The sequence below is a fragment of the Kitasatospora sp. NPDC059817 genome, assembly GCF_042731835.1.
Classification (GTDB): Bacteria; Actinomycetota; Actinomycetes; order Streptomycetales; family Streptomycetaceae; genus Kitasatospora.
Genome location: NZ_JBHWIR010000152.1, coordinates 14,948 through 17,871 on the forward strand (window position 1 = coordinate 14,948; position 2,924 = coordinate 17,871).

Here is a 2,924-nt window from a genome sequence, read left to right on the forward strand (position 1 = left end):
CCGCGGCAGCGCCCCCCCCCGCCGCGACCCCCCCCCCGGGGGGGGGGCGCGACATGTTTTTGTGGGCGCGCCCGGGGGGCACTGGCCCCCCGCCCCCCCCTTCGGCATTCCCGGGGGCTGTGGGATCGACCACGGTGCGCGCGGCGGCTGAGGGGCCGTAGGGTGTGCACGTCCCAGGAGTGGAGGAGAGCGGGAGTATGAGCGCGACTTCGGACCGGAGCGGGTCGGCGGACGCGCCGCGCGTCGCCCTCGGCGTCAGCGGCGGCATCGCCGCCTACAAGGCGTGCGAGCTGCTCCGCCGGTTCACCGAGTCCGGCCACCAGGTCACCGTGGTGCCCACCGAGGCCGCGCTGCACTTCGTCGGCGAGGCCACCTGGGCCGCGCTCTCCGGCCGCCCGGCCGCCACCGAGACCTGGGAGCGCGTGCACGAGGTGCCGCACGTGCGGATCGGCCAGCAGGCCGACCTGGTCGTGGTCGCCCCCGCCACCGCCGACCTGATCGCCAAGGCCGCCCACGGCCTCGCCGACGACCTGCTCACCAACACCCTGCTCACCGCCCGCTGTCCGGTCGTCCTGGCGCCCGCCATGCACACCGAGATGTGGGAGCACCCCGCCACCCGGGACAACGTCGCCACGCTGCGCCGCCGCGGCGTGATCGTGCTGGAGCCGGCCGTCGGGCGGCTCACCGGCAAGGACACCGGCAAGGGGCGGCTGCCCGAGCCGTCCGCGATCTTCGACGCCTGCCGGGCCGTGCTGCGCCGGGGCGGGGCCGCCCCGACCGACCTGGCGGGCCGGCACGTGGTGGTCTCGGCCGGCGGCACCCGCGAGCCGCTGGACCCGGTGCGGTTCCTGGGCAACCGCTCCTCCGGCAAGCAGGGCTACGCGCTGGCCGTGACGGCCGCGGCCCGTGGGGCGCGCGTGACGTTGGTCTCGGCCAACGCGGAGCTCGCCGACCCGGCCGGCGTCGACGTGGTGCACGTCTCGACCGCGCTGGAGCTGCGCGAGGCGGCGCTGGAGGCGGCGGCGTCGGCCGACGCCGTGGTCATGGCCGCGGCCGTGGCGGACTTCCGGCCCGCCGAGTACGCCAGCGGCAAGATCAAGAAGGTCGAGGGCGTCGAGCCGGCGCCGGTCGCCCTCGTCCGCAACCCCGACGTCCTGGCCGAGCTGGCGGCGCACCGCGCCCGTTCGGGCCAACTCGTGGTGGGTTTCGCGGCGGAGACCGACGACGTGCTCGCCAACGGCCGCGCCAAGCTCGCCCGCAAGGGCTGCGACCTGCTGGTCGTCAACGAGGTGGGCAACGGCAAGGCCTTCGGGACGGACGTCAACGAGGCCGTGGTGCTGGGCTCGGACGGCAGCGAGACGGCCGTTCCGGTGGGCCCGAAGGAGGCGTTGGCGGACGTGGTATGGGACCTGGTCGTCAAGCGGCTGGAAACGGTCGGCGACTGATCGAGCCCTGCTGGAGATCGGTCGAGATTTCCGGAAGCGGGTGACGTTCGGCGGAGGCATCCCGTTAGACTCCAGGAATCAAGTCTTTCCGGATGTCCTCGGTTCGCCGGGGGCCTTCAGTCAGCAGCCGCTGCAACCCCAGGGAGCGCTGTGTCTCGCCGCCTGTTCACCTCGGAGTCCGTCACCGAGGGACACCCCGACAAGATCGCTGACCAGATCAGCGACACCATCCTTGACGCGCTCCTGCGAGAGGACCCGACCTCCCGGGTCGCCGTGGAGACGCTCATCACCACCGGCCAGGTGCACGTGGCCGGCGAGGTGACCACCAAGGCGTACGCGCCGATCGCCCAGCTCGTCCGGGACAAGATCCTGGAGATCGGCTACGACAGCTCCAAGAAGGGCTTCGACGGCGCCTCCTGCGGCGTGTCGGTGTCCATCGGCGCGCAGTCGCCCGACATCGCCCAGGGCGTCGACACCGCGTACGAGGCTCGGGTCGAAGGCGACGAGGACGACCTGGACAAGCAGGGCGCCGGCGACCAGGGCCTGATGTTCGGCTACGCGTCCGACGAGACGCCCGAGCTGATGCCGCTGCCGATCACCATCGCGCACCGCCTCTCGCGCCGCCTGACCGAGGTCCGCAAGAACGGGACCATCCCGTACCTGCGCCCCGACGGCAAGACCCAGGTCACCATCGAGTACGACGGCGACAAGGCCGTCCGCCTCGACACCGTGGTGGTCTCCACCCAGCACGCCAGTGACATCGACCTGGAGTCGCTGCTCACCCCCGACATCCGCGAGTTCGTGGTCGAGCCCGAGCTGAAGGCGCTCGCCGACCAGGGCATCAAGCTGGTCACCGAGGGCTACCGCCTGCTGGTGAACCCGACCGGCCGCTTCGAGATCGGCGGCCCGATGGGCGACGCCGGCCTCACCGGCCGCAAGATCATCATCGACACCTACGGCGGCATGGCCCGCCACGGTGGCGGCGCCTTCTCCGGCAAGGACCCGTCCAAGGTCGACCGCTCGGCCGCGTACGCGATGCGCTGGGTGGCGAAGAACATCGTCGCCGCCGGCCTCGCCCGCCGCGCCGAGGTGCAGGTCGCGTACGCGATCGGCAAGGCCGAGCCCGTGGGCCTGTTCGTCGAGACCTTCGGCACCGAGACCGTGCCGGTGCTGTCCATCCAGAAGGCCGTCACCGACGTCTTCGACCTGCGCCCGGCCGCGATCATCCGCGACCTGGACCTGCTGCGCCCGATCTACTCCCAGACCGCGGCGTACGGCCACTTCGGCCGTGAGCTGCCCGACTTCACCTGGGAGCGCACCGACCGCGTGGAGCAGCTGAAGGCGGCCGTGAAGGACTGAACGGCCTGATCGTCCGGAAGCGGGGGCGCCCCCCCCCCCGGGGGGGGGGAGGCGGGGGTGGGGGAGGCGGGGTGGACCGGGGGTGAGTGGGGGCCGGCGCACCCCCGCGGTGAGGGGGAT

Annotated in this window: 2 protein-coding genes; both read left to right on the top strand. The window is 73.0% G+C overall.

Annotation, left to right across the window (positions count from 1 at the left end; genetic code table 11):
- Positions 1–197: 197 nt before the first annotated feature.
- Entirely contained in the window at positions 198–1,445 is a 1,248-nt protein-coding gene (gene coaBC, locus ACFV61_RS26735) for a bifunctional phosphopantothenoylcysteine decarboxylase/phosphopantothenate--cysteine ligase CoaBC (protein ID WP_380494312.1), read from the top strand.
- A gap of 150 nt (positions 1,446–1,595) precedes the next feature.
- On the top strand, positions 1,596–2,804 hold the full coding sequence (gene metK / locus ACFV61_RS26740) for a methionine adenosyltransferase (RefSeq protein WP_063346752.1): 1,209 nt from the start codon (positions 1,596–1,598) through the stop codon (positions 2,802–2,804).
- Positions 2,805–2,924: the final 120 nt, after the last annotated feature.